Origin of the sequence: Pseudomonas sp. SIMBA_041, from assembly GCF_046535095.1 — a bacterium.
GTDB lineage: Bacteria > Pseudomonadota > Gammaproteobacteria > Pseudomonadales > Pseudomonadaceae > Aquipseudomonas > Aquipseudomonas mucoides.
This window is the reverse complement of sequence record NZ_JAWRXJ010000392.1, coordinates 1-267: the sequence shown is the minus strand read 5'-3', so window position 1 is coordinate 267 and position 267 is coordinate 1. Positions and strand designations below refer to the sequence as shown.

The 267-nt window shown below is 45.7% G+C and carries 1 pseudogene; it reads left to right on the top strand.

What is annotated here, in order from left to right:
- Positions 1-267: pseudogene (locus SB725_RS31620) on the top strand (hypothetical protein); the annotation flags it as partial.

The window sequence follows — 267 nt, the reverse complement described above, 5'->3', positions numbered from 1 at the left end:
AGCGCTGTTTGGCTGGTAGGTCTAGGTTGGTTTTTTTCTATCGAACCGAAACAAGATCGAGAATGGATGGCTGAGGTCGACCAACGAGTCTCCTATGAGCGCGATGCGACTAACCCTGACTTGATTACTTTAACCAATGTTCGTAACTTTGATTGGCGGACTGAAGAAGACGCTACCGAGCATTGGGATACCCGTACGATTAATTTATCTAAACTCTCTGGCGTTGATGTGACCAATTCTTATTGGATGGGTCCGTTAATCGCTCAT